This is a genomic window from Actinophytocola sediminis, from assembly GCF_054779715.1.
In genome coordinates this window covers 124,646-143,295 of the sequence record NZ_BAAGXS010000041.1, presented here as the reverse complement: position 1 = coordinate 143,295, position 18,650 = coordinate 124,646, and the positions used below count along the sequence as shown (strand labels likewise).

At 70.4% G+C, this 18,650-nt stretch carries 18 protein-coding genes; 13 read left to right on the top strand and 5 right to left on the bottom strand.

From position 1 onward, the window contains the following. The first annotated feature begins 172 nt into the window (after positions 1-172). The 3 genes from ACYVIP_RS25150 to ACYVIP_RS25140 all read left to right on the top strand — a co-directional run bounded on the left by ACYVIP_RS25150 (position 173) and on the right by ACYVIP_RS25140 (position 2,743). Positions 173-931: an SDR family NAD(P)-dependent oxidoreductase gene (locus ACYVIP_RS25150; protein WP_460400486.1), complete on the top strand. Its 759-nt coding sequence runs from the start codon at positions 173-175 to the stop codon at positions 929-931. An 88-nt stretch (positions 932-1,019) separates the two neighbouring features. Continuing rightward, a complete protein-coding gene (locus ACYVIP_RS25145; protein ID WP_460400484.1) occupies positions 1,020-1,601 on the top strand; it encodes a TetR/AcrR family transcriptional regulator in 582 nt (193 codons plus the stop codon). Between the two features lie 623 nt (positions 1,602-2,224). Then, positions 2,225-2,743: a DUF1707 SHOCT-like domain-containing protein gene (locus ACYVIP_RS25140; protein WP_460400482.1), complete on the top strand. Its 519-nt coding sequence runs from the start codon at positions 2,225-2,227 to the stop codon at positions 2,741-2,743. 9 nt (positions 2,744-2,752) lie between these two features. On the opposite strand, the gene ACYVIP_RS25135 is transcribed toward ACYVIP_RS25140, so the two are convergent. Further along, positions 2,753-5,419: an ABC transporter substrate-binding protein gene (locus tag ACYVIP_RS25135; protein ID WP_460400480.1), complete on the bottom strand. Its 2,667-nt coding sequence runs from the start codon at positions 5,417-5,419 to the stop codon at positions 2,753-2,755. Positions 5,420-5,533: 114 nt separating this feature from the next. On the opposite strand from ACYVIP_RS25135, the gene ACYVIP_RS25130 reads away from it, so the two are divergent. Continuing rightward, positions 5,534-6,280: a class I SAM-dependent methyltransferase gene (locus ACYVIP_RS25130; RefSeq protein ID WP_460400478.1), complete on the top strand. Its 747-nt coding sequence runs from the start codon at positions 5,534-5,536 to the stop codon at positions 6,278-6,280. Between the two features lie 11 nt (positions 6,281-6,291). Here the strand turns inward: ACYVIP_RS25130 and ACYVIP_RS25125 are convergent, their stop codons facing one another. The 3 genes from ACYVIP_RS25125 to ACYVIP_RS25115 form a co-directional block, all read right to left on the bottom strand. Then, positions 6,292-7,095, bottom strand: a complete 804-nt coding sequence (locus ACYVIP_RS25125; RefSeq protein ID WP_460400476.1) for a hypothetical protein — start codon at positions 7,093-7,095, stop codon at positions 6,292-6,294. After that, the gene (locus ACYVIP_RS25120) at positions 7,095-7,589 is read right to left on the bottom strand and encodes a SigE family RNA polymerase sigma factor (RefSeq protein WP_460400474.1); all 495 of its coding nucleotides are present in this window, start codon (positions 7,587-7,589) and stop codon (positions 7,095-7,097) included. Before ACYVIP_RS25120 ends, ACYVIP_RS25125 begins: the two co-directional genes overlap by 1 nt. Before the next feature lie 63 nt (positions 7,590-7,652). Further along, positions 7,653-8,432, bottom strand: a complete 780-nt coding sequence (locus ACYVIP_RS25115; protein ID WP_460400472.1) for an alpha/beta fold hydrolase — start codon at positions 8,430-8,432, stop codon at positions 7,653-7,655. Between the two features lie 98 nt (positions 8,433-8,530). Between ACYVIP_RS25115 and ACYVIP_RS25110 the strand changes: the two genes are divergently transcribed. From ACYVIP_RS25110 to ACYVIP_RS25070, 9 genes are all read left to right on the top strand, one after another. Further along, on the top strand, positions 8,531-9,322 hold the full coding sequence (locus ACYVIP_RS25110) for an alpha/beta fold hydrolase (RefSeq protein ID WP_460400470.1): 792 nt from the start codon (positions 8,531-8,533) through the stop codon (positions 9,320-9,322). A 65-nt stretch (positions 9,323-9,387) separates the two neighbouring features. Next, positions 9,388-9,729, top strand: coding sequence for an NADH-quinone oxidoreductase subunit A (locus tag ACYVIP_RS25105; RefSeq protein ID WP_460400468.1), 342 nt, complete (start codon positions 9,388-9,390; stop codon positions 9,727-9,729). Continuing rightward, positions 9,720-10,637, top strand: coding sequence for a hypothetical protein (locus ACYVIP_RS25100; protein ID WP_460400466.1), 918 nt, complete (start codon positions 9,720-9,722; stop codon positions 10,635-10,637). Before ACYVIP_RS25105 ends, ACYVIP_RS25100 begins: the two co-directional genes overlap by 10 nt. A 92-nt stretch (positions 10,638-10,729) precedes the next feature. Then, complete coding sequence (locus ACYVIP_RS25095; RefSeq protein WP_460400464.1) at positions 10,730-11,641, top strand: complex I subunit 1 family protein; 912 nt, start codon at positions 10,730-10,732, stop codon at positions 11,639-11,641. A 13-nt stretch (positions 11,642-11,654) separates the two neighbouring features. Then, positions 11,655-12,200, top strand: coding sequence for an NADH-quinone oxidoreductase subunit J (locus ACYVIP_RS25090; protein ID WP_460400462.1), 546 nt, complete (start codon positions 11,655-11,657; stop codon positions 12,198-12,200). Then, positions 12,197-12,502, top strand: coding sequence for an NADH-quinone oxidoreductase subunit NuoK (nuoK, locus tag ACYVIP_RS25085; RefSeq protein ID WP_460400460.1), 306 nt, complete (start codon positions 12,197-12,199; stop codon positions 12,500-12,502). The genes ACYVIP_RS25090 and nuoK overlap by 4 nt, the downstream gene beginning before the upstream one ends. Position 12,503: 1 nt before the next feature. After that, the gene (locus ACYVIP_RS25080) at positions 12,504-14,330 is read left to right on the top strand and encodes a proton-conducting transporter transmembrane domain-containing protein (RefSeq protein WP_460400458.1); all 1,827 of its coding nucleotides are present in this window, start codon (positions 12,504-12,506) and stop codon (positions 14,328-14,330) included. A 3-nt stretch (positions 14,331-14,333) separates the two neighbouring features. Further along, the gene (locus ACYVIP_RS25075) at positions 14,334-15,812 is read left to right on the top strand and encodes a complex I subunit 4 family protein (protein ID WP_460400456.1); all 1,479 of its coding nucleotides are present in this window, start codon (positions 14,334-14,336) and stop codon (positions 15,810-15,812) included. Position 15,813: 1 nt separating this feature from the next. After that, positions 15,814-17,226 (top strand): NADH-quinone oxidoreductase subunit N, encoded by a 1,413-nt coding sequence (locus ACYVIP_RS25070; RefSeq protein ID WP_460400454.1) that lies wholly within the window; start codon positions 15,814-15,816, stop codon positions 17,224-17,226. A 153-nt stretch (positions 17,227-17,379) separates the two neighbouring features. Here the strand turns inward: ACYVIP_RS25070 and ACYVIP_RS25065 are convergent, their stop codons facing one another. Next, positions 17,380-18,444 carry a DUF2235 domain-containing protein gene (locus ACYVIP_RS25065; RefSeq protein WP_460400452.1) on the bottom strand — a complete coding sequence of 355 codons (1,065 nt, stop codon included), beginning with the start codon at positions 18,442-18,444 and terminating at the stop codon, positions 17,380-17,382. Positions 18,445-18,650 lie beyond the last annotated feature (206 nt).

The window sequence follows — 18,650 nt, the reverse complement described above, 5'->3', positions numbered from 1 at the left end:
GCGCGCGCCCGGCATCTTCGATCTTGCTGACTGACGGAGTCGTTTACGTTCAGGAATTTCACCGTACGAACTCGACATCTACTTCGGACTCACGTAATGCGCGTGACGCCGCGAATACCGAACGCGACAGTCCACCATGGTCTAGACTCACCGACAACGAAAGGGGCACGGGATGGCTCAGGTGGTCGTTGTCAGCGGCGGGGGAACCGGTATCGGCCGCGCCGTCGCGACGGCATTCGCGCGGGACGGGTCGGAGGTCGTCCTGGTCGGCCGGCGCGCCGAAGTCCTGTCGGCGGCGGAGAAGGAGATCCGGTCCGCCGAGCCGCCGGGGTCAGTGTGGAGTGTGCCCGCCGATCTCACCGATCCGGCCGACGCCACACGGGTGCGCGACACGATCCTCGACCGATATCAATCGGTGGACGTGCTGGTCAACAACGCCGGCGGAAACGCGGTGATGGGCGCGCCGGCCGCCCCTGATCTGGCGACCACGGCCGAGCACTGGCTGGCGAATTTCCAAACCAATGTGCTGACCGCGGTGCTGTTGACCGAGGCGTTACGGGACGTGATGACCTCACCGGGTGGCCGGGTGATCCTGCTCAGCTCGATCGCCGCCTACCGGGGGTCCGGAAGTGGTTCCTATGGCGCGGCGAAGGCCGCGCTGCATCCGTATGCCTACGACTTGGCGGCGGCGCTTGGCCAACGGGGTATCACGGTCAACGTGGTGGCGCCTGGCTATGTGACCGACACGGAGTTCTTCGGCACCGGCGTGAGCGCCGAACGGCATCAGGTATTGATCAGCCAGACATCAACGGGGCGCGCGGGGGCGCCGGTCGATGTGGCGAACACCGTGCGCTGGCTGGCGTCTCCGGCTGCCGGGCATGTGACTGCCCAGGTGATCCAGGTCAACGGAGGAGCCGAGCGCGGCCGGTGACCGTCGACGGGGTCTCGCGGTAGCGGCATCCACGCGATCGCCTATTATTCGGAGCGGTGCTCCGAACGCTCCCGTCGAGAGGATGTCCATGGCCGAGCAACTGAACCTCAGCGATCGCCCGCTGCGCGCTGACGCCCGCGACAACCGGGCACGGCTGATGGCGACGGCCAGGCAGGTGTTCGCTGAACACGGGGTCGACGCGTCGCTCAGGGATGTCGCGCGGCGGGCCGAGGTGGGGATCGGGACGCTCTATCGTCACTTTCCTGATCGGGAGGCGCTGTTGGAGGCGCTGCTCGGGGATGGGTTGGACAGCCTGCGGGCCAGTGCGGAGAACCTGCTGGCCGCGGCCTCGCCTGGGGATGCGCTGGTGGTCTGGTTGGGTGAGTTCGCGGCCGGGTCGGCCACGTATCGGGGGTTGCCGTCGTCGGTGTTGTCGGCGGTGCATGACGAGGGGAGTCCGTTGTATGCGGCGTGCAGTGGGATGACTATCGCGGCCAGCGCGCTGGTGCTGCGGGCGCAGCGGGCTGGGGTGGTTGATCAGGGGGTCACGATCACGGACCTGTGCACGCTTGCGGCGGGCATCGCGTCGGCGAGTGAGCATGTTCCCAACCAGCCAGACCTGACGCCTCGGTTGCTGGCTTTGTGCGCGCGAGGATTCCTCAGTCGGTGATGCCTCCGGCATGGGCACCTAAGCGAGTCCGGATGGCGTCACCACACACCGGCAATTCAACACTGGTGGAAAAAATGCCAAAGTGATGCTAGAACCTGAGTGGGCCGGGTATCGTCGCAGCTCAGGAAGTGTCGTCCCCGCGCACGCGGGGCTGGTCCCACGCCCTTGACAGTGCCGCCGATGTCCCGCAGGTCGTCCCCGCGCACGCGGGGCTGGTCCGTCGGCCTGGTAGGTCGCGGCCAGGTCGGCGTAGTCGTCCCCGCGCACGCGGGGCTGGTCCGGAGTACACCGACGCGCCGGCCACCCGACCCAAGTCGTCCCCGCGCACGCGGGGCTAGTCCCGAGACGGTCATGCTCTACAACCGTGACGACGGGTCGTCCCCGCGCACGCGGGGCTGGTCCTGTGCAGGCCTGGTTGACCGGCCAGACCCATCGGGTCGTCCCCGCGCATGCGGGGATGGTCCCGAGAACCGCACGGTGTCTGAGCTGTCCGACTCTGTGCTTCCGGGGATTCTCAGCCCATGAGCTGAAGGTTCCGCTCGTTGATGGCCCCCGACACATTCGCCTGCTGATGCCCAGAACGTTGGGGACCGCTCCCGAGAGCATCTGCGTACGTTTGCATTATGGGGCAACCACCGAAGCCCAAGATCCGCATCGGCGACGTCGAGCGCAACGGAGCCATGGACGCGCTCGGTGAGCATCTCGCGTCGGGCAGGATCGATCTCGCCGAGTATGACGAGCGGTGTGCGGTGATCATGGCCGCCCGCACGCGAGATCAACTGGAGGAGTTGTTCGCTGACCTGCCGGCGCCACATCCCGATCTCAGCTCCGCCGTGCGGCCAGCCCCACCTCCCAGGAAACCCGTGAGGACCAGCGGAACCCAGGCTACCGCCGGAAAGCGGCCGACTGGCGGCACCAAGTCAACCAAGCCAGCCGACGCCAAAAAGGGCGAACAGTTCGTGGAAACCCGGCTGAGCCGCGCACTGGACAATATCGCCGTCACGGCGCTCTTCATCGGCCTCCCCGGTGCCATCGTGCTCACCACGATGTACGGCGCCTGGTGGACCTTCTTCGCCGTCGGCGGTCTGTTCGCGGTGCTGATGACGGTGTCGGACCTGGTGAAGCGCGAAGCGGAGGAATGACCGGGCGGCTTACGGGCACCATTCCGCCTGCGTCTGGCCCTGGAACTCGCCGCAGGTGGCCTGGAGTTTGGGGGCTCCGCCGCCTTCTATGCGCATGATGGCCAGGAACTTGTTCAACGGTATCTGCGAACCGTCGCGGCCGAAGTCGATGATGCCGCTCGCGCCGTCGATGCGGGAGGTCCCCGTCAGCTGCGTGATCATGTGCCACACCGCGCCCGGAGTCACCGCCGTCCCCCGCAACTTGTTCACCGCGGCCACGATCGCGGTCAGTGCGTCGTACGCCGTCGGCGCGTCGTCGGTCAGGAAGGAGTCGCGTGTTTCGGAACAGCGTTCGGGAAACAGCTCGCGCAGGGTGTCGTTGAGGTCGCCACCGGAGTAACAGTTCTGCCCGCCCAGCGCCAGGGCCAGGTAATCGAACGGCACCTGCGGGAAACGCTCCCGTGAATCGGCATCAGCGACATACCGAGAAACATCGTCCCCAGCCAGGATCGGCGGCGGCGACGAGTTGCACGTGCCGTTGATGCCGTCGAGTAACTCCTCGAAGGACGCGGGCCGTCCGGTGTAGAAGACCAGACCAGCGGACCGGCACAACTCCTGACCGACCTCGCGCGGGCTTGGCCGGTCCGGCGTTCCCAGGCCCGGGTTCGGTGTGTAGAGCTGATCCCGGACGACGAAACCCTCCTTTCGGAACTCGGCACGGACACCGTCGGCCAGCGTCTGGTCGTAGAGATCATCCGGATCGCCGGCGGTCACCACCGTCACCGGGCCGGAGAAGTCGAGTTGATGGCGCGCGTACTTCGCCGCCATCTGGGCCTCGCGACGGTTCTGCGGGGAAACCTGGTGATACAACAGGGACTCACGCTGGATGTTGTCCGCGGTCAACGGTGCCGCCATCATCGGAATCCCCGCCGCGCCAAGGGCTTTGATGGTCTCCACCGTCTGCCGGCTGCTGACGGCCAGCCCCACCGCACTGACGATCGTCCGGTCCACCAGCATCAGCTTCGCCAGCATGTCCGCCGCCACCGGTCCATGGCGCATCTCGTTGCCGGCGTTGACGAACAGGATCCGCACCAGTGGGTCGGCGATGTTGCCATCCAGCTGACGACGTTGCCGGGCGGCGAATCCCTGTAGGCGTTCGACCTCGGACGGCAGGATCGCGCCGGACGTACTCATCTCCGAGACGTACGCGACGCTGACGAACTGCCGCCCGTCCTGGCGCAACCGTTCCGCCTGGACGTTCTGGTCGGCGATCACGCGCTGCACCGCCAACAACTCCGGCGAGTCGTTGAAGATCGGCTCGGCGCTCACGCCGATGCACTCGTCGTCGATCGTGATCAGGTAGGCCGCCCGGGGATCGGTCTGTGCCAGGCCACAGTGTTGTTCGCTCCAGGCCAGGGCCCGCGCGTCGTTCATCCGGCCCAGTGCCACCACGCCGGCCGCGACCAGCGCGACCAGCAGCACGAACGCGGTCGGGGACACCGCGCGGCGGGACCACAGCGGTGTCTGGTTCAACTCCAGGGTGTCGATCGGCGGCGGGACCGCAGGTCCCTGGCCGGCGGCTGCCCGGCAGTGGATCGGCAGGTACCAGGCGGCATCCTCGCGGGCCCGGCTCGCCCGCCAGAACTGGTCGCGCCATTGCCCGTACGCGGCCCGGGACTGGCCCATCTCCCACACCTCACGCGGGGTCGCCCCTGGGGTGAAGGCGTCCGGCGGGACGCGTCTGCTGGCGCTGATGAACAACAGCGGGTCGAACAGACCGGTCTCGTCCCGGACTCGGCTGACGGTCTCCAGCAACCGGTATCCGCCGTTGCGGCGGGTGATCCGGTCCAACAGGATCACCGGGTACGCGGTTCGGCGCGCGCCGCGTGGTCGCAGGCGCCGGCGGTGTGCGCGCCGGACGTCTTCCAGGAAGGCGTTCACCAGCAGGCCGAGTAGTTCCTCGGTCGACTCGCCGCTGGTTTTGCGGCCGGGGTCATCACCGAGCCAACCGGTGAGGCGTTGGGCGAAGCCGAGGAACGTGCCGGGGTCCTGCGGGGCGAGGAACGACTGGCGGAGGAACCAACGATATTTGGCCGCCGCCCGCAGGCGCAGGCCGAACCACAGCGGCGGCACCAGCCACAGCACGATCCGCGCCCACCAGGGAATCGCGCCGGTCAGCGCCTGCTGCGCGCTGTCCGACGGGGGGATCCGCTTGCGGCGGTCGCGCTCGAACTGGCGGATGCGCTCGGCCAGTTCCGCGCCGGGGTCGATCTCGTCGGTGTCCAGGCGCAGTTTCATCAGCCAGCGAGCCAACTCGAAGCGGCGGAACCTGATCCGGCCGTTCTGCTGCCCGCCAGGGGCCAACTGCCTGGCCAACTCGAACAGCGCCGCCGCGACCTGGTCCAGGTCGGCGGTCACCACCGGGCCGCCCGGGGTCTCCGGCGCGGCGGCGGACTCCGCCTTCTGGTCGGCGGCGAACTCGTGCAACGCGTGCGGAATCGGGGTCGGCCGGGCGTTCTTGAGATAGGCGCGGATCTCGCGCAACACCTCGTGCGCGTCCTCGTCGCGCACCACGCACAACAGCGGGAGACCCCACCGCCGATCCGCGCCGGCCTTCTTCGGCGGCGTCTCCCCACGCCTTGGCCGCTTTACCACGTCCTGGAGAAGGTCGATGAAATCGCTGAACCCCTCGAACACCCGCGCCCCCAAACCGTGGTCAGGCTTACCAGGCGCATCGCCCGTCCGAGAAACCCTACATTTAGTACTGTCAAAGCGAGTTGGCTTCGGACGAACAATCGGGAAGGCGGCGGCATGTCCAGCCGGCAGTTGTACGACACCATCGGCGCCACCTACACCGTGACCCGACGCACCGAGCCGCGGATCGCCGCCAGGATCTCGGCCGCGCTCGGCGACGCGCGCACCGTGCTGAACGTCGGCGCGGGCACCGGCTCCTACGAGCCGGCCGACCGGGAGGTCACCGCGGTGGAGCCGTCGGCGGTCATGCGTGCGCAACGTCCCGCGGGCGCGGCGCCGTGTGTGCCGGGCACCGCGGAGAATCTGCCGTTCGCCGACCAGTCCTTCGACGCCGCGACGGCGTTAAACACCATTCACCACTGGCCGGACCCGGTCGCGGGGTTGCGCGAACTGCGGCGGGTGGCGCGGCGCGTGGTGGTCTTCACCCACGACACCAGCGATGTCGGGTGGCACGACCGGTTCTGGCTCATTCGTGACTACCTGCCCGAGGTCGCGGACCTGCTCGTCGGCCGGCCTTCGCTACCCGAGTTGGCCGACGCGATCGGCGCCCGCGTCGAACCGGTGCTCGTGCCGTGGAACTGCGTCGACGGCTTCTTCGAGGCCTACTGGCGCCGGCCGGCGGCCTACCTCGACGACGATGTCCGGCGCGGACTGTCGGTGTGGGCGCGGGTCGGGGCGGAGGTCGAGCGGCGAGTGGTGCGCGATCTTCGTGCCGATCTCGCCTCCGGCCGGTGGGCCGAACGCAACCGGGACCTGCTCGCGCTCGACGAGGCGGAGCTTGGCCTGCGGCTGCTCGTCACCTGAACCCGGCCCGATCAGCCATCGATCCTGGCGACGAACTTCTCGCCGATGGCGACCAGTTCGGCGTCGGTCAGGGTGTTTCGGGGGTTGTCTCCCATACCGGTGGCGGTGAACAGGTACACGCGGTTGGTGGGCAGGAAGATCTGCACGGTCTTCGTCGGCCGACCCAGTAGCGAGTCGAGCTGAAAAACCGTGCCGTCGTCCAGGACACGGCGGCCGATGGGCTGGCACGTGCCCTGGAGGGCATACCAGTCCGCGGCCTCGGTGGGGGTGCCGTCGTAGCTGTGCGCCGAAACCGTGATGACGAAGCCCTTTCCTTCGCTGACGGCGTGGGTGCCTTCGCGGACCTGATAGCTGCCCAGGACGCCGGATTCGTGAAAGTCAGCCAGGACGAACTCGCGTTCGGTTATCGAGTCGACCGCGCTGCGGAAGGCTTCCAGGATGTCGTCCTTCGACGGCAGCGGCGGCTCCAGTGCTCGTTGGAACAGTGCGCCGTCGCAGGACCGCTCGCCCGGCGGGGTGGCCACCTCGTGCCAGCCGGGGAGCAGGCTGGCCTGCGCGGCCGGGTCCGTGCCGGGCCCGACCGGCGCGGCCATGACGACGGCGCCGGCCCCGAGTCCCGCGAGCACCGACACCACGACGGCCGAGGTGGCGGCTCGCTGGCGGAACCGGCGGCGACGGCCGAGGCGGACGACCCGCTCCACGGTCGTGTTGCTCACCGGCGGTTCGGCGCCCTCGGTGATCGCCCGCAGCGCGGCACGGGTCTCGGCATCGGTCTCGGGGTCGGTCTCGGAGTCGGTCTCGGAGTCGTCGAACATCAGGGTGTCCTTGTCATGGCAGGGTCATAGCTGGCGCGCAGGGTGACCAGGCCGCGCGCGGACTGGCTCTTGACGTTGCCGGTCGAGCAGCCCAGCGTCGTGGCCACCTGTTCGACGGACATGTCGGCGATGAACCGGAGGACGAGCACCGCACGCTGCCGGGGTGGAACCGTCATCAGCGCGGCGTGGATGGCATCCCGGTCGTCGGAGCTGTGGTCGGGCGCCACAGCCTGGTCCGGTAACTCGGCGAACGCCTGCTCCCGTGCTCGACCCCGCCGCCGGGAGTCGAAGAAGACCCTGGTCAGCACCGTTCGTAGGTAGGCGTCGACGGTCGTGTCGCGGATCCTGGGCCACCGCGGGTACATCCGGACGAAGGCGGCCTGCGCGATCTCCTCCGCCTCGGGCCAGCTGCCACACAGGGCAAAGGCGATCCGCCGGGCCCAGTCGAAGCGCGCCGAGAAGAACTCGGTGAACTCCTGGTCGTGTGCCCGCATTCAGCTACCTCCGGTCCGCGTGGTCGCCCCTTCTACGCCGAACCGGGATGGTGGGTTGCATCGTCAGGACAACCGTGCCACCCGGGTGAGCCACTCGACGCACAGCGCACGCAGCAGGGCCGGTTGCTCGTGGGGCAGGGCGTGGCCGGCGTCGTCGAGGACCGCGAGCGTGGCGTGCGGGTAGTGCTCGACCAGGTCCGCCGCGGCCGCGTAGCCGACCGTGGAGTCCAGCCGCCCGGCCACGACCAGGGTCGGCCCTGGATAGGTCTGGTCGTGCTCGTCGGCCAGGTCCCAGCGCTCGCCGAACCGTTCGAGCGCGTCGTGGTCGACCAGTGCGGCCGCCGGGGCGACATGGCGTTCGTACCGCGCGAGCATCTCGGCGCTCTGGATGACGAAGTAGCTCCGGAAGTCCTCGTCGCCGAGCTCGCCGGAGCCAACCACCACCTGGTGCGCCGGCACGGTGCGCAGATCCGGCAACAGCGGGCACACCAGCGCCAGCCCGGCGACCCTGGCCGGTGCCCTCGCGGCCATCGCCTGCGCGAAATACCCGCCCGCCGAGTGACCGATCACCAGGTAGGGCACGCCATCGGTGACCTCGTCGGCGAAGTCGAGCAGGGTGGCCAGGACGTCCTCGGCGCCACCGAGCGCCGCTGGCGCGACCGTCCGGCCCATCCCCGGCAGGTCGGGGTAGACGCGCTGGTAGCCGGGGACGCCGTCGAAGACCGGCTCGAAGCAGGCCTGGGTCTCGCGGTGGTCGACGCCCGCGCCGTGCAGCACCACCACCGGCCGGCCGTCACCATGCGCCACGTAGTGGAACGTCACGTCACCCGCACGAATCTCCATGTCCGCAACCTAACAAGCGAGGTGCGCGGCGACGACATCAACGCTTGTCGGTGATACGGGTATAGGGTATATATGGCGGTGACGTGAGGAGACGACCGATGCCCCCAGACAGCTTCTTCGCCCGCGATGGCGCCACCATCGCCTACCAGTTCACCGGTTCCGGCACACCCTTCGGCTACGCCCACGGCGTGCTGCTCAGCCGGGAGGCCGTGCGGCGGCTGGACCTGTTCCACGTGGAGTCGTTGGCCGACCAGCGCCGGGTGCTCACCTACGACCAACGCGGCCACGGCCACTCGACCGGCCGTCCGGTGGCCGAGGACTACCGGTTCGACAACATCGCCCGCGATCTGCTCGCGCTGCTGGACGCCCTGGACATCGACCAGCCCATCGACTTCGCCGGCTCGTCGCTCGGCTGCGACACTGCGCTGCGGGCCGCCATCGCCGCGCCAGAGCGCTTCGGCCGGCTGGTGCTGATGATCCCGCCGGTCGCCTGGGAGAGCGGCGAACGGCAGGCCAAGCAGTGGTACTTCGACACGGCGGCCGACATCGAGGCGCTCGGCGCGGCGACCTGGCGCCGGCGCTGGGCCGACGCGGACCGGCCGGCCATCTTCGCCGACTATCCGCCGTACAGCTTCGTTCCCGATGTGGCCGACGAGTTGCTGCCCTCGATCCTGCGCGGGGTCGGCATGTCCGACCTGCCGGCCAAGGAGCGGATCGCCACGCTGACCCAGCCGACGCTGATCCTGGCCTGGGACACCGATCCGCTGCACCCGGTGGCCACCGCGCGGACGCTGCGCGAGCTGATCCCCGGCGCGGAGCTGCACGTGTCGACCTCGGTGGCCGACGTCAGGTCCTGGACCGACCGGATCGCGGAGTTCCTCGCCCGTTGAGCCAGGTAGCGGGTGGGTGCTGGTCGCCATAGGCTTTCCTGAGCCACCAGGGTGGAGGTGCGGCGATGGGTGGTCTGTTTCTCCTCTGTGGACTGATGCTCCTGGTCGTCTGCGGTCTCTACGGGATCGCCGCGCTGGTCCGCATCGGGCCGATGATGACCAGGGTGCGCCCGTTCCTGTCCGGTCACGAGCCGCGCGAGCACGCCGTCTCCCGCTACCACGTTCGCTGGTACGCGGTCACGATGATCTTCCTGGCGTTCGACATGGAGATGGTGTTCATGTACCCGTGGACCCTGGTGGTCGCGCGGGAGGGCATGACCGCGGTGGTCGAGATGTTCGTGTTCCTGGGAATCCTGTTCGCCGGGGTCACCTACGCGTGGCGGGAGGGCGCGCTGCGGTGGACCTGACCACGTGGTTGGTGCGGCACACCCCGCCCCGGCCGATGATCGTGACCGTGCCCGGTGGCACGCGGGCCAGGATCGCGGTCGAGCGGGCGGTGCGGGAACGGGGCTGGCGGCCGGCGATGAGCCCGGCGGAGGCCAACATCCTGGTGGTCGCCGGTGAGGCCGGGGCGCTGGAGCCGTACGTGCGCCGGGTGTGGGACTCGGTGCCGGCGCCCCGGGTGCGGGTGGACGTGCCGGAGTCGGTGGACTCCGCGCGGTTGACCGAAGTACTGGCGCACCTGCACGACGTCGACCGGCAGCGGCCGGCGGGCGACGGTGGTGTGGACGACCTGCCGATGGCCGACCGGGCCGACGACCGGGACGGCCTGCGGCTGGACCAGCTGCGGGTGCCGCTCGGACCGGTGTTGCCGCTGTGGCCGGCCGGGCTCATCGTCCACACCAGACTGCAGGGTGACGTCGTCCAGCAGGCGTCGGTGGCGTGGGTCGGCGCTGGTGGCGATTCCTGGCTCGACGACCCGTTGGCACGCGGGCTGGACTCGAGTGCCCGGTTGCTGGCGCTGGCCGGCTGGCCGGACATGGCGATGACCGCCCAGCGGTTGCGCGACGACGTGCTCGCCGGCGGCCCGGCGCACGGGCACCGGCGGTGGGCCGCGCGGGTGCGCCGGTCCCGGGTGTTGCGCTGGCTGCTCGCCGGTGTCGGGTCCATTCCGGACGGTTCGGGGAGGCCGGCGTGGGTGGCCGGGGACGCGGTGGACCGGCTGTACCGGTGGCTGGCCGGGGACTGGGTCGACACAACACAGTGGACGGTGGACCACCTGCCGGCATTGCTGGCCGGCAGCGAGCTGGCGACCGCACGGCTGCTGGTGGCGAGCCTGGACCCCGATCTCGACCTGCTGGTGCGGCATGGTTGAGCAGGCGGCGTGGTGGGGCACGGTGGTGCTGGCCGGGTTCGCGCTCACCGATGGGGTCAGGCCGCGAGCGATGGCCGGTCCGCTGGTGCGGCATGGTTGAGCAGGCGGCGTGGTGGGGCGCGCTGCTGTTGCCGGTGGTGCTGGCCGGGTTCGCGGTGGCGGCTGTCGCCGTCGACGCGGCGCTCACCGACCGGGCCGGGCCGAGGGCCGCACTGGCGACGCCGGTGCGGGCGGTGGCCGGTCTGCTGGTGGCGCAGCGGCGGCGCACGGTGGCCGCCGACGCGGTGCTGTGGCGCGGTGCGGGGGTGGCGCTGCTGGTCGCGGCGGTGCTGGCGTCGATGGTGACGCCGCTGGGGCGGTGGGTGGTCAGCGACCTGTCCGTTGGCGTGGTGTGGTTCAACGCGATGGAGATCGTCGCGTGGGCGGCGGTCTGGCTCGCGGGCTGGGGCGCCAACTCGGCGTTCGGGTTGGTGGGCGGCTACCGGTTCGTCGCGCAGGGGCTGGCCTACGAACTGCCGCACATGTTCGTCCTGACCACCGCGGCGGTGGGTGCCGGGTCGCTGCGGGTGGGCGACATCGTGGCCGCGCAGCGGGACCTGTGGTTCGTGGTGTGGATGCCGGTCGCGTTCGTCGCCTTCCTGTTCTCGGTGTTGGGCATGGCGTTCCGCCGGCCGTTCGACCACGCCGTCGGCGCAGACATCGGTGGCGGCGCGCTGGCCGAGATGTCCGGAGTGGACAGACTGGTGTTTCTCGCCGGGCGGTGGCTGCTGGTGGTGTCCGGCGCGGCCATGGCCGTGCCGCTGTTCCTCGGCGGTGGCGCCGGGCCGGTGCTGCCGGACTGGTTGTGGTCGCTGGTGAAGACCGCGGTGGTGCTGGGCGCGCTGGTGTGGCTCGGGCACCGGCTGCCGACTGTCCGAATGGAACGGTACACCGAGATCGCCTGGCTGGTGTTGGTGCCCGCGACGCTGCTCCAGGCGCTGTTCGTGGCCGTCGTGGTCAGTTAGGAGGGGTGGTCGCGTGGTGTTCTGGCTGTGCGCGGTGGGTGCGGTGGTCACCGGCATCGCGGTGTTCGTGGTGGACTCGATGGCCCGCGCGACCTTCGCGCTGTTGGCCTCGTTCGTGTTCGCCGGGGTGGCCGTGGTGTTGGCGGAGCTGACCTACCTCGGCGTGCTCGTCGTGCTGATGATGGTCATGGAGATGGTGATCATGGTCGTCTTCATGGTGATGTACATGATGAACCCGGCCGGGTTGATGCCGATGACCATGGTGCACAACCAGAAGGGCGCGCTGGCCATCGCCGTCGGCACGTTCGCGGTGCTCGCCGCCGGGGTCTACCTGGTCGACTGGCCGGTCTCGGCCGCACAACGGCCGGCCGACCCGACCAGACAGCTGGGCACGGCGCTGATGGGCGGGAAGATGCTGGCGATGATCACCCTCGGCCTCGCGCTGTTCGCCACCATCGTCGTCACGGTCGTGCTGGCCACCCACCGCGGGCGCTACGACCGCTACGGCGACCGGCTGGACCGCCGACCGCCCGACGACCCGGTGCGGGGTGGATTGTGACCATTGAGGACTATCTGTTGCTCGCCGCCGCGCTGTTCAGCGTCGGGCTCTACGGCGCGTTGTCCCAGCAGTCGATCGTGATGATCATGATGGGGATCGAGCTGATGGTCAACGCGGTGATCGTCGGCGCCGCCGCGTTCTGGTACTTCACCGCCCCCGACCGGCCGGACGGACAGGTCGTCGTGGTGCTGGCGGTGACCGCGATGGCGATCGAGATGGCCGCCGGGTTCGCGGTCACCACGGCGGTGTTCCGCGCGCGCGACGTCGACCTGACCGACCAGGCAGCGGACCTGCGGGACTGACATGCTCTGGCTCCTCGTCGCGATCCCGCACCTGGTCGGCGGCGCCCTGCTGCTCGGTGGGCGCCGGGCAGACCGGCTCGCCGCACCCGCCGCGCTCGTCGCCGCAATCGCGGTCGGCGCGCTGTCGGTCGTGGTGGCGATCGACCGGCCAGTGGTCTCGGCGTCCTATGTGGAGGGTGTGGCGTTCGGGCTGGCGGTGGACGGGCTGTCCGCGCTGATGGTGGTGTTGGTGGCGGTGGTGCTGGGTGCGGTGTCGGTGTTCGCGGTCGGCGAGCCGGGCCTGCGGCGGGCGCGGTTCTTCGGGCTGCTGCTGGTGTTCGCCGGGGCGATGCTGGTGACCGTCACCGCGACCACGATGGTGGCGCTGCTGATGGCGTGGGAGGTGATGGGCGCGGCGTCCTACGCGCTGATCGGGTTCTGGTGGCGGGACTCCCGGCGCGCGGCATCGGGCACGGTCGCGTTCCTGACCACCAGGGCCGCCGATCTCGGGCTGTATCTGGCCGCGGGGGCGGCGTTGGCCGGCGGGGCGGGCGGCCTCGCGTTGGCTGAGCTGGCCGGATTGCCCGACGGGTGGCGCGACGTGCTGGCGGCGGGGGTGGTGCTGGCCGCACTCGGCAAGTCGGCGCAGCTGCCGTTCAGTTTCTGGCTGTCCAGGGCGATGGACGGTCCGAGCCCGGTCTCGGCGTTGCTGCACTCGGCGACCATGGTCGCGGCCGGCGGCTATCTGTTGCTGCGCCTGGAACCCGTGCTCGCCGCGACTCCGTTCGCCGCTGCGCTGGTCGCCTGGGCCGGCGCGCTGACGGCGGTGGCGCTCGGCGCGGTCGCGGTGGTGCAGCGGGATCTCAAGCAGCTGCTGGCCGCGTCGACCTGTGCCCAGGTCGGGTTCATCGTGCTGGCGGCCGGCACCGGCGGGGTGGCCGCGGGCGGTGCGCAGCTGGTGGCGCACGCGCTCACCAAGAGCCTGCTGTTCCTGTGCGCCGGCGCGTGGCTGACCGCGTTGGGCACCAGGGACCTGCCGGCCCTGCGCGGGGCCGCCCGCCGCTACCCGGTCGTCGGGATCACGTTCACCATCGGCGGTCTGGTGCTCGCCGGCGTGCCCCCACTGTCCATCTGGGCCGCCAAGGACCAGGTGCTCGCCGGTGCGCTGCACACGTCGACCGTGCTGTATCTGGTCGGGCTGGCCGCCGCCGCGCTGAGCGCGGGCTATGCCGCCAGGGCGGTGGCGCTCGTGTGGTCCCGGCCCGACACCGCGCCGCCGGCGACCGGTCGGGTCACCGGCTGGCAGCGCGCCGCCCTGCCACCGCTGGCCGCGGGTGCCGTACTGCTGGGCGTGCTCGCCGTGCCGGCGGTGTGGCGGGAGTTCGCCGCGCTGGTGTCCACCGGCGACGAGACCGGCCCGGCGTGGTGGGAGCCGGTCGTCTCCGGGGCCGTCGCGGTGGCGGCGGTCGCCGTGGTCCTCGGCCGGCGCGGGCGCCTGCCGGCGGCTCACCCGCCCGGCGACTGGCTCGGGTTGGAGCGGCTGGCGCGAACCGTGGTCGCCCAACCCGTGCAGGCCGCCGCGGCGGCGCTCGCGCGGTTCGACGACCGGGTCGTGGCCGGGAGTGTGCGGGCGAGTGCGGCGGTGGGCACGGCACTGGCCAGGGTGGCCGACCGGCGGGTCGAGTGGTCGCTCGCCGGCCTCGTGCACGGGTTGGCCAGGTGGTTGGGCCGCCTCGGCCGGCTGGCCCGCCGGCCGCAGACCGGGCAGCTGCACCAGTACTACGCGCAGGCGGTGGTTGTGCTCGCCGTGCTCGCGGCCATGGTGCTCGTGTTCTCGACGGGACGGTGAGGCGTGCTCAGCATCGTGGTGTTCCTGCCGGTGGCGGTGGCGATCGGGCTGGTGGCGCTGCCCAGGCTCGGCGACGCGGCGGTGCGCTGGACGTGGATCGGGGCCAGCGCGGTCGAACTGGCGCTCGTGGTCGCGCTGTGGATCGGGTACGACCCGGGCGGCGGCTACGGCTACGAGGTCGACCGGCGCTGGATTCCCAGTGTCAGCTCCGGTTATCACGTCGGGGTCGACGGGCTGAGCCTGCCGCTGGTCGCGCTGACCGCCGTGCTGTTCCTGGCCTGCGCGGTGTACTCGGTGCGCCGACGCGCGCGGATCCGGTCCTTCGCCGCGTTGTTCCTGTTCCTGGAGACCGTGTGCCTTGGTGTGTTCGTCTCGCTGGACCTGATCCTGTTCTTCGTGTTCTTCGATCTGTCCATTGTGGGCATGTACTTCGTGATCGCCGGTTGGGGGCACCGGGACGCCGCGCGGGCGGCGACCCAGTTCTTCCTCTACACCTTCCTCGGCTCGCTCGCGCTGCTGCTCGGGTTCATCGGCCTCTACCTGGCCGCCGAGCCGCACACCTTCGACATCGTGGCACTGACCGCGCAGAACCCCCTGGCGGGCAAGGGAACCAGCTCGACGCTGGTGTTGGTGGCGATCCTCGTCGGGCTGGCGATCAAGACACCGACGGTGCCCTTCCACACCTGGCTGCCGCCAGCGCACACCGAGGCGCCCGCCGCCGGCTCGGCGATCCTGGCCGGCGTGCTGCTCAAGCTCGGCACCTACGGCTTCGTGCGGATCGCGATGCCCATCCTGCCAGGCGGCTGGCGCGACCTCGCCGGGGTGATCGTCGCGGTCGGGGTGGTCAGCGTGCTCTACGGCGCGCTGGTGGCCATGGCACAGCGGGACTTCAAACGGATGGTGGCCTACACCTCGGTCAACCACATGGGCTACGTCGTGCTCGCCGTCGGCGCCGCCGGCCTGCTGTCTACTTCGGACATCCAGGCGCGCGACCTCGCGGTCACCGGCGCGCTGACCCAGATGGTCAGCCACGGCCTGATCACCGCCGCGCTGTTCCTGCTCGCCGGGGTGCTGCACGACCGGGGCGGCAGCTACGACCTGGACGCCTACGGCGGCCTCGCGGCCGGCGCGCCCGTCTTCGCCGGGCTGACCGCGGTGGCCGCGTTCGCCTCGCTCGGCCTGCCGGGGTTCTCCGGGTTCATCGCCGAGTTCCAGATTCTCACCGGCTCGCTGCCCGGCGCGCCGGTGCCGACCGCGGTGGCGTTCCTGGGCATCCTCATCACCGCGGCACTGTTCCTGCGTGCCTACCAACGGTTGTTCCTCGGCCAGCCGACCCGCGCCGTCGCCGACCTGACCGCGGCCGAGACACTGGCCATCGCGCCGCTGATGGTGCTCTCGGTGGTGATCGGGCTGTTCCCGCGCTTCCTGCTCGATCTCGTCGAACCGGCCGCCCGCGCGGTCGGCGAGCTGGTGAGCCGCTGACATGAACGCCGACATGGGCGCCCAGGATCTCGTCCGCCTGCTGCCCGAGCTGTTCCTCGCCTCGGCGGCGGTGCTCGGCCTACTGCTCGGGTCCTTCCTCCCCCGGGCGCGCCAGTGGCCGGTGCACGCGCTCGCGGCACTGTCCTGTGTCGCCGGTCTGGTGTCCACAGTGGCCGGATGGGGCGGGCCGGTGGCGGTGTTCGCGCGGAGCTACGCGGTCGACGTGGCGACCAACGCGACCAGAGTGACGGTTCTGCTGTCGGTGCTGATCGTCCTCGGTCTGGCCGGCAGCCGGCTTCGAGGCGACGCGCGGGAGTCCGAGTTCGTCGTGCTGCTGTTGCTCGGCTCGCTCGGCGCGATCCTGCTCGCCGGGGCGAACGACCTGCTGTTGGTTGCCGCGGCGTATCTGCTCGCCAGCGTCCCGCTGTACGCGCTGGTCGGGTTCGCCAAGGACGCGCCAGGGACCGAGGCCGGCCTGAAGTTCTACCTGCTCGGCGCGTTGCTCGGCACCACCATGCTGTTCGGGGTCATGCTGCTGGCCGGCGTCGGTCGTGGCACCGACTACCCGATGCTGCGGGCCATGCTGCCCGACGCGCCGGTCGCCGCGGTCGCGGTCGGCGTGGTCGCGCTGCTCGGTGGGCTGCTGTTCAAGGCGGGCGCGGTGCCCGCCCAGTTCTGGGTCCCGGACGCCACCGAGGGCGCGCGACCGGCAGCGGGCGCGATCATCACCACCATCCCCAAGATCGGTGCCGTGGTCGCGCTCTACCGGCTGGTCGAGATCCCGCTGGCCGGCGTCAGTCTGAACTGGACACTGCTCGTCGCGGTCATCGCCGCGGCGACCATGACGCTGGGCAACCTCGCCGCGTTCTTCCAGACCGACGTCCGCAGGCTGCTGGCCTACTCCACGATCAGCCAGGTCGGCTACCTGCTGATGGCCGTGGCCGCCGCCGGCCGCGCCCCGCTCGCGTTGCCCGGCCTGCTGCTCTACCTCGCCGCGTACGCGGTCACCAACCTCGGCGCGTTCGCCGTGGTCGCCGCCCTCCCCCGGGCCCGCACCCTGGCGGACTACACCGGGTTGCGCACCCACCGGCCGTGGCTGGCCGCCAGTCTGGTGGTGTGCCTGCTCGGGCTGGTCGGCACCCCACCGACCGGGGTGTTCGCCGGCAAGCTCGTCGTGTTCACCGCCGCGTTCGACGCCGGCCTCGGCTGGCTGGTGGCACTCGGCGCCGCGAACACGGTCGCCAGCGTCTTCTACTACCTGCGCTGGATCGCCCCCGCCATGCGCCCCGGCGAGCTGACCACTGTGGACGGTCAGGCGAGCACCACCGCCTACCTCGCGGCGCCGGTCTCGGTCGTGCTCGGACTGCTCGCCGGCCCGGTCCTCGCCGCCACCGGCGGCGCCCTACTCGGATGAGACACCCTTCTGTCAAACCCCAGCATCGAGATCATCCCAAGCGCTCCCCAACCGCACCTCAGGGGAACGTGACGCAAACCAACCACAAGTACGCACCCAAACAGCACCTTCCGTCCCTAGCGCGACCAACACATCAAAGTGCGGGGAGGCGGATCAGCTACTGAGTTGGTGCACCCAGTCGTCGAGGTTGGGGTTGGCCGGGCCGTAGGGCGGCTTGCCCCAGCCCCATCGGCGCAGTACCGAGTCGTCCAGGTGCTCGTCGACGCCGGTGCGCAACGGGCGCAGGTACGGCCCGTTTCCCGGCAGCCGCGCCAGCAACCGCCAGAACCAGGTAGCGGCCGGATCGCTGCACACGCCCTGCCACGCCACGTCCGGCAACGCCCCCGGCACGATGGGCAACCCGGCCTGCGCGGCCCGCTCGACCAGCCATTCCCTTGCCAGCACGGACAACGGCTTGTCCGACTCCGGACTGTCCGTGCCACCGCCGCCGACATCGCCGTGGGCGCCGACGAACCAGCGCTGCTCCACGACCGTCGGATGCCCGGGAACGGGCTTGGGCACGCCCGTCCACAGCGTGGGGGCGAACTGCTTGCGCCGTTCGTCGATCGCGATCAGGTGACAGGCGTGGTCCACCAGGCCGCTCAGCTCGGTGTCGTGGAACTGGTAGCGGCGGCGGGACAGCCACCGCCCGAGCGTCCCCGGGATGCCGAGGCTGCCGACGGTGTCGAACACGCCGATGAACCGGATCCTGGCCAGTTGGGCTTCCGCGAGGACCTTCCGGTCAAGGGGAGTACCGGCCAGCGACTGGTCGATCCGCATTTCGCGCAGCCCGGAGGAGTCGGTGTCGCGATAGCGCGTGAACAACTCATTGTCCGAGATCGTCGACGGGTCGACGATGCCGCATTTGGTGATCATGCCGGCGAGACTTCGCGCGGTGAACGCGCCTCTGCTGTAACCGATCAGAAAGATCCGGTCCGCCGAGGACTGCCAGTTCTGCGCGATGAACCGGTAACCCTCGCGAATGTTGTCGTCGAGCCCGAACCCGAACATGCCGCCGCGCAACCGGTCGAACCTGCCGGTGCCGACCCCGGCGACGTAGTGACAGCGGTACTCGCGGTCGTTTCCGTCGCCTGCCATGAGCCGCTCGTAGATCTGGCTGACGTTCGTGTTCTCGTTGAGGTCGTTCCACGTACCGTCGAGCAACACGACGAGGTCCATAATTCCGACTCCCTCCCCGACCCGGCCACGGCACGGGAAACCGTTGGCCCGATACGAAAGAATTCGCTCGCCGGCGCGGATTCGCTAGGGGGTCGGCGCGGAACCGCTCGATTGTTTCACCCGTTCGGCCGCCGGAATCGACGCCGGGGCGACGTCCCGGTGACGCGCGGGAGACGTTGTGGATGCTCCGGCCCGGCATTCTTGTC

What these genes read in the sequence shown, in the direction of transcription:
- ACYVIP_RS25150 (WP_460400486.1), top strand. Translation starts at nt 173, where the DNA reads ATGGCTCAGGTGGTCGTTGTCAGCGGCGGGGGAACCGGTATCGGCCGC.
- ACYVIP_RS25145 (WP_460400484.1), top strand. Translation starts at nt 1,020, where the DNA reads ATGGCCGAGCAACTGAACCTCAGCGATCGCCCGCTGCGCGCTGACGCC.
- ACYVIP_RS25140 (WP_460400482.1), top strand. Translation starts at nt 2,225, where the DNA reads ATGGGGCAACCACCGAAGCCCAAGATCCGCATCGGCGACGTCGAGCGC.
- ACYVIP_RS25130 (WP_460400478.1), top strand. Translation starts at nt 5,534, where the DNA reads ATGTCCAGCCGGCAGTTGTACGACACCATCGGCGCCACCTACACCGTG.
- ACYVIP_RS25125 (WP_460400476.1), bottom strand. Translation starts at nt 7,095, where the DNA reads ATGTTCGACGACTCCGAGACCGACTCCGAGACCGACCCCGAGACCGAT.
- ACYVIP_RS25120 (WP_460400474.1), bottom strand. Translation starts at nt 7,589, where the DNA reads ATGCGGGCACACGACCAGGAGTTCACCGAGTTCTTCTCGGCGCGCTTC.
- ACYVIP_RS25115 (WP_460400472.1), bottom strand. Translation starts at nt 8,432, where the DNA reads ATGGAGATTCGTGCGGGTGACGTGACGTTCCACTACGTGGCGCATGGT.
- ACYVIP_RS25110 (WP_460400470.1), top strand. Translation starts at nt 8,531, where the DNA reads ATGCCCCCAGACAGCTTCTTCGCCCGCGATGGCGCCACCATCGCCTAC.
- ACYVIP_RS25105 (WP_460400468.1), top strand. Translation starts at nt 9,388, where the DNA reads ATGGGTGGTCTGTTTCTCCTCTGTGGACTGATGCTCCTGGTCGTCTGC.
- ACYVIP_RS25095 (WP_460400464.1), top strand. Translation starts at nt 10,730, where the DNA reads ATGGTTGAGCAGGCGGCGTGGTGGGGCGCGCTGCTGTTGCCGGTGGTG.
- ACYVIP_RS25080 (WP_460400458.1), top strand. Translation starts at nt 12,504, where the DNA reads ATGCTCTGGCTCCTCGTCGCGATCCCGCACCTGGTCGGCGGCGCCCTG.
- ACYVIP_RS25070 (WP_460400454.1), top strand. Translation starts at nt 15,814, where the DNA reads ATGAACGCCGACATGGGCGCCCAGGATCTCGTCCGCCTGCTGCCCGAG.
- ACYVIP_RS25065 (WP_460400452.1), bottom strand. Translation starts at nt 18,444, where the DNA reads ATGGACCTCGTCGTGTTGCTCGACGGTACGTGGAACGACCTCAACGAG.